This window comes from Mesorhizobium sp. M7A.F.Ca.CA.002.05.1.1, assembly GCF_003998335.1.
Taxonomy (GTDB): Bacteria; Pseudomonadota; Alphaproteobacteria; order Rhizobiales; family Rhizobiaceae; genus Mesorhizobium.
This window is the reverse complement of the sequence record NZ_RZQI01000327.1, coordinates 1-6,061: the sequence shown is the minus strand read 5'-3', so window position 1 is coordinate 6,061 and position 6,061 is coordinate 1. Positions and strand designations below refer to the sequence as shown.

The window sequence follows — 6,061 nt, the reverse complement described above, 5'->3', positions numbered from 1 at the left end:
GGCCAAGGCCGATGCGGTGCGGCCGGGCAACATCGCCATTGCCATCGGCAGCAGCGACGGTTCGGCTTTGGCTGTTTCGGGCTCGGTGGGCGAAGTCGGCCCGGCCTGGCGCTCGATGCGCGGCGGCACCATCGACCGGCGCATCAATCTTGCCGTCGGCGCCGGCGGCCGTTTCGAGGGCGGCCCGGTTCTCGACGCCAAGGGTGCGCTGATCGGCATGCTGTTGTTCGGACCGCGTCACCGGGCGCTGGTCATGCCTTACGAGACGATCGAGCGGGCGGTCGCGACCTTGCGCGAAAAGGGCCATGTCGCGCGCGGCTATCTCGGCGCCGGCCTGCACCCGGTACGAGACCGCGACGCGCAGGGCGCAATGGTGATGAGCCTCGATGACGAGGGTCCCGCCAAGGCCGCCGGTCTCTCTCTTGGCGATATCATCGTGGCGTGGAACGGTGAGGCGGTGCACGGCCCGCGGGACCTGATCCGCAGGCTCGGACCCGACAGTGCCGGCGCTTCGGTGACGCTCGGTGTCGTGCGCGGCGGCGAACAGCGCGATGTCGTGCTGACAATCGGCGAAAAGCCGCTGAGCTGAGGGCATCCATGGACACGCTCACCAGCGACAGGATCATGCATGACGGTGCCGTCTCGCGGCGGCTGGTGGTGCTGATTGCGCTTGGCGATGCGTCACGCGCCGAGCGCCTGGCGGCCTCGCTGGCCGCGAGCGATGACCTGCTGCCGGTCGTGGCCGGCGGTGGAAGAGCCGACGTCGCCATCGTTGACGACAGCATTGGTGATGGCGTGCCGGCCCTCATTCCACGGGTGCTGCTGACCGGACGCGCTGGCGGCGAGCGGCCCGCCGGTGAGGTGCTGGCCGTGATGTCCGCTGGCGCGGAGGATTTGTTGATCGCCGCGGCGGCGCGGCTGGCCGCGGCCGGCTATCGCGTCTCGGGCGAGCGCGGAAGCGGACGCCATGAGGATTTCCGTGCCGGCGATGGCGAGCCGTTCGAGGAGGAGGCCTCCGACGAGCATGCCGCCCGGCCTTCGCTGTCGCCGCGTGAGGCGGAAGTGTTGGCGCTGCTGGCCGAGGGCGCCCCAAACAAGGTGATTGCGCGGCGGCTGAACATTTCGGTGCACACCGCGAAGTTCCACGTCGCCGCAATCCTGATCAAGCTCGGTGCGGCCAACCGCACCGATGCGATTGCCATTGCGATGCGCCAAGGGTTGGTGCTGGTTTAGTCATAAACCCTACGCTGCGTAACGCGGTGTCCAGCGTGTCGGGTCTTGCGCTGCGGTCGCCCGCCGCGCAAAGGTTTGCGCCTGTTGTGTTGCAAGGGAGGCGCAAGGAAATGTCGCTCAAGGGAAAGACGCTGTTCATCTCCGGTGGGTCGCGCGGCATCGGGCTGGCGATCGCGCTGCGCGCGGCGCGCGACGGCGCCAATGTGACGATCGCGGCCAAGACCGCCGAACCGCATCCGAAGCTGCCGGGCACGATTTATAGCGCTGCCGAAGAGATCGAGCAGGCTGGCGGCAAGGCGCTGCCTGTTTTGTGCGACATCCGCGAGGAGGCGCAGGTGGCCGAGGCGGTCGCCAGGACCGTGGAAAAATTCGGCGGCATCGACATCTGCGTCAACAATGCCAGCGCCATCCAACTCACCGGCACGCTGGAGACCGACATGAAGCGCTACGATCTGATGCATCAGATCAACACGCGCGGTACCTTCCTGGTCTCGAAAATGTGCATTCCTCACCTGAAGTTGGCGCAAAATGCTCACATCCTGAATCTGGCGCCGCCGCTCGACATGAAGGCCAAGTGGTTCAGGAATCACGTCGCCTACACGATGGCCAAGTTCGGCATGTCGATGTGCACGCTGGGCATGAGTGCGGAGTTCGCCAAGGACGGCATCGCTGTCAATTCACTGTGGCCGATCTCGACCATCGACACGGCGGCGGTGCGCAATCTGCTCGGCGGCGCGACGGTGGCGGCGATGAGCCGTTTGCCCGACATCATGGCCGACGCCGCGCATGCCATCTTCATGCGGCCGGCGCGCGAGACAACAGGTAATTTCTACATCGACGAGGAGGTGCTGCGCGCCGAGGGCGTCAGCGACTTTTCAGCCTATGCGCCAGGTGCGACCGGGCCTCTGGCCGGAGATTTCTTTGTCCCTGACGAGGTGTTTGCCCGCACGGACAGCAAGATCAAGAGCATCTACTAGATCCGCGTCATTGTGAGCGTCGAGCTAAGCCATCCGCCGTGGCTGAGCCACGGCAAAGCCTTGCTCACAAAGCGATAGGGCGCCAACCTGCCGGAGTGATTCAAGGTCCGGCAGGCGCTTGCTTACGCCTCATCCTTCTTGCCTTTGCCGAGGCCCATCAGCCGGTCGATATAGGCGAGCATGAGGGCCGAGACGACGAAGGCGAGATGGATGATGGTCAGCCACATCAGCTGGTCGGTCGTGTAGGTCGACGAGTTCAAAAACACCTGCAAAAGGTGGATGGACGAGATGGCGACGATGGTCGAGGCAACCTTGACCTTCAGCGAGCCGACATCGATGGTGCCCAGCCAGTGCACGCCACCCTCCTGGTCGTCGAAGCGGCTGACGAAGTTCTCGTAGCCCGAGATGATGACCATCACCACCAGCGAGGCAACCAGTGCGGCATCGATCAGGCCGAGCATCTTGAGGATGGTGTCGGTGTCACCGAGCGTGAACGCCAGGGTAATGAACTCATAAAGCTTCTTGCCGAATGACAGCGCATAGACGGCCAATGCCAGGGCCAGGCCGATATAGAAAACGACGAGCAACCAGCGTGAAGCGAGAATGATCGATTCGATGGCGAGTTCGAGACGCTTCATGGGATGATTCCGGCTGGTTATCTCTCAGACAATGGTCGTATTCGGCCACGCCGCCACCGTTTGCAAGACAAAAAACCCCGCCGAACAAGGTCCGGCGGGGTTCAATGCGTCCCGCTGGAGTCGGGACGGGGCAGGGAACGCCCAGCACCGAATCTGGGGTGGCTGGGCTCGCGATTCAATGAGCCGTGTCTAATGCCCGTACAATTCTTGTTGAACCCGTCACATCCACCCATCCCCGGCGGTGCCGGGGATGGGTGCTTCTCGTGCCGATTCCACAAACCGGGTCATGGTTTTGAAATCATGACCTAATTGTTGCTGGCGACCGGTGCCACCAGCGAGGTGATGCGGCGAATGCCGACGCGCCGGTTCTCGCGGTTCGGCGCCGACGTGTTGACCTTCAGATACTCCTCGCCATAGCCCTGCGTCGTCAGGTTTTCCGGCGGGATGCCGAAGGCGTTGGTGAGCGCTTCCGCCACTGATTCCGCGCGGCGATCGGAAAGGGCCAGGTTAGCCTCCGGTGTGCCGACCGCGTCGGTATGACCTTCGATCAGGAAGGTCTCGGCCGGGTTCTTTTTCAACAGCTTCTCCATGGCGGTGGCGACGCCCTCGAGCTTCTGCACCTCGGTGTCGGAGATCGAGGCCGAGCCGAATTCGAAGTTGAGCGTGTCGAGATCGACGCGCCGTGCGATGTCGCGCACGCGGGCCGAACGTTTGACCTCGTCGATCGAGTAGAGGCGCTGGACCTTCTCCACCGGTGGCTGTTCGAGGAAGGTGTAGTAGTCGTCCGGATCTTCGACATCCTCGGAGTCCAGAATGTACTCCTCGCGCGGGATTGTCAGCCGCATCGGCGGCAGGTCATCGCCTGGATCGCGCCAGTCGCTCTCATCCTGATAGTGCCGCTCGTCGACATAGCTCAGCACATATTCGCGTCCATCCGGCGCAATGCGCGAACGCTGGATGACGTCGCCATAGCGGTTGCGGATGGTGACGATCTGGACACCGTTGTCGCGCTCGACGATTTCCCGGGTGCGGTCGCCCGAGAGATCCTCATAATAGACGTTCCTGGCGCCGCGGGTCATGCGCGGGGCGTCATTGCTCTCGACGAATGTCTGGTTGTTGAACTGCAGGATGACGCGGTCGCCGAGCTCCCTGACGACGTCGACGCCTTTCGGACGCCGGCGGTCACGGACGTTCTCATCGGGCGCACGCTCTACGCGCGTGCCCTTTTCCTCGGTCACCGGCGCGATCTTCTCGGGCTTGATCTCCTGTTGTGCGGCCCTGTCGTCGGTGGGCGGCGGACCTTGGTCGATGGGAGCAGCCACCGGCTTGCGGCCCTGATCGCCACCTTGCTGGGCATTTTGCCCGCCATTCTGCTGCTCGCCATCCTGGGGGACGATCTTGTCGCCCTGCTTGCGGCCGCCCCTGCGCTCGGCGTCCTTCTGGCTGTCCAGGATGGGAGCGGCGTTTGGATCGGCCGGTGCTTCGCCTTGCACCGGGTTTTCGCCCTGTGCCGGTGCTGCCGTCTGACCATTGGCCGGTTGTTCGCCGGTGGCTGGCTGTTCGGCTGTGGCCGGCTGCTCGCCAACAGGTTTCCTGACACGCTTCTTCGTCGTGTCCTGGGGCTGCTCGCCCTGGGCCGCGGGCTGTTCGCCGGCAGGGACCGTCGCCTCTCCAGCGGGAGCCTCTTTCGGTGCCGGGGCGACTTCAGGTTGGGCCTGCTGGTCCTGCCTGTTCTTCTTGCGCGGCTTGGCCTGCTCGCCGGGCTGATTGTCGTTGGCCGGTTCCGCCTGGTTGGCCGGAGCCTGCTCGGTTTGCTGCTGCTGGTCGCGCTTCTTCCTGCGCGGCTGCTGTTCCTCGGCTGGCGCTGCCTGTTCGGCCGGCGCCTGCTCGGTCTGCTGCTGCTGGTCGCGCTTTTTCCTGCGCGGCTGCTGTTCCTCGGCTGGCGCTGCCTGTTCGGCCGGCGCCTGTTCGGTTTGCTGCTGCTGGTCGCGCTTTTTCCTGCGCGGCTGCTGTTCCTCGGCTGGCGCGGCCTGTTCGGCCGGCGCCTGCTCGGTTTGCTGCTGCTGGTCGCGCTTCTTCCTGCGCGGCTGCTGTTCCTCGGCCGGAGCGGCCTGTTCGGCCGGCGCCTGCTCAGCCTGCTGCTGCTGGTCGCGCTTCTTCCGGCGTGGCTGCTGCTCCTCGGCGGGCTGTTCGCTCTGGGCAGGCGCGGCCTGCTGTTCAGGCTCGGCCTTCTTGCGCTCGCGCTTCTGTTCGGGTTCCGCCTGCTGCTGTTGTGCGCAGGCTTCGCCTTCGGCGCATGCTGCTTGCGCCAGGATGAATGGGGCTGCCGTGCGCTGGGCAAGGCCGGACGCGACACTTCCCTGAAGCGGGAACGCGCCCAACGGCGCGGATGCCATAAGCAGGCCGAGTGCCGTGCCTGCCAGAATCCGTGGTTGGCGTTTCATCGAAATTCTCCTTGTGGGGTCCCATCCTTGCCGAAACCGATCTTGTGCCGATTGGTTCCAGTCTGGCACGGATAGAGGCCGTACGGGGCGATTGACCGACCTTTTGAAGGCAACTTCATGTCATTCACCTGGCGATAGCCGCAATTGCGACCATTGCCGCGCTTGACCTTGCCCGCGGCTGGGGCCACATCCCGGAAATGGAAACGCCATTCTGGAAAACCAAGGCGCTGGAGGCGATGAGCCCGGCCGAGTGGGAATCGCTGTGCGACGGCTGCGGTAAATGCTGCCTTTCGAAGCTTGAGGACGAGGACACCGGCGAGATATACTGGACCAGCGTCGGCTGTCGGCTGTTCGATGCCGAGACCTGCCGCTGTTCGGACTACGTCAACCGGCTGGCGCGCGTTCCCGACTGCGTCGGGCTGACGCCACAGAATGTGCGAACCATCAGCTGGCTGCCCAGCACCTGCGCCTATCGGCTGGTGGCCGAGGGCTGCGACCTCTACTGGTGGCACCGGCTGGTGTCGGGCAGCGCCGAGACCGTGCATGAAGCCGGCATCTCGATGCGCGGCCGGGTCAAGGCGAGCGAAACCGATCTTGCCGAGCCGGAAGACTATTTTGACTATGTACTGGACGAGGAGCCGTAGGACCAGCGGCGGTGAGCAAGAGCCTCGCGTTTGAAGACATTCGGCCAATCCGCGGGGTCGGAACCGGGCGCCGAGTCAGGCGTTCTGGCCTTCACCGAGGGCTGGGGACGATGGCGAATGGCGGG

At 64.7% G+C, this 6,061-nt stretch carries 6 protein-coding genes; 4 read left to right on the top strand and 2 right to left on the bottom strand.

The window, feature by feature from the left end; translation table 11 throughout:
• The 3 genes from EN939_RS17575 to EN939_RS17565 all read left to right on the top strand — a co-directional run.
• Positions 1-589 (top strand): S1C family serine protease (locus tag EN939_RS17575; RefSeq protein WP_164751049.1); only part of this gene is annotated, 589 nt, incomplete at its 5' end.
• An 8-nt stretch (positions 590-597) separates the two neighbouring features.
• Positions 598-1,233, top strand: coding sequence for a helix-turn-helix transcriptional regulator (locus EN939_RS17570; RefSeq protein ID WP_127269032.1), 636 nt, complete (start codon positions 598-600; stop codon positions 1,231-1,233).
• A 110-nt stretch (positions 1,234-1,343) separates the two neighbouring features.
• Positions 1,344-2,210, top strand: coding sequence for an SDR family oxidoreductase (locus tag EN939_RS17565; protein WP_127269031.1), 867 nt, complete (start codon positions 1,344-1,346; stop codon positions 2,208-2,210).
• A 122-nt stretch (positions 2,211-2,332) separates the two neighbouring features.
• On the opposite strand, the gene EN939_RS17560 is transcribed toward EN939_RS17565, so the two are convergent.
• Both EN939_RS17560 and EN939_RS40065 read right to left on the bottom strand, forming a co-directional pair.
• Positions 2,333-2,848 carry a TIGR00645 family protein gene (locus EN939_RS17560; RefSeq protein ID WP_127269030.1) on the bottom strand — a complete coding sequence of 172 codons (516 nt, stop codon included), beginning with the start codon at positions 2,846-2,848 and terminating at the stop codon, positions 2,333-2,335.
• 305 nt (positions 2,849-3,153) lie between these two features.
• Positions 3,154-5,292, bottom strand: coding sequence for an OmpA family protein (locus tag EN939_RS40065; protein WP_127269029.1), 2,139 nt, complete (start codon positions 5,290-5,292; stop codon positions 3,154-3,156).
• 197 nt (positions 5,293-5,489) lie between these two features.
• Here EN939_RS40065 and EN939_RS17550 point away from each other — a divergent pair, with 197 nt between their 5' ends.
• Positions 5,490-5,936: a YcgN family cysteine cluster protein gene (locus tag EN939_RS17550; RefSeq protein ID WP_127269028.1), complete on the top strand. Its 447-nt coding sequence runs from the start codon at positions 5,490-5,492 to the stop codon at positions 5,934-5,936.
• The last annotated feature ends 125 nt before the right edge of the window (positions 5,937-6,061 follow it).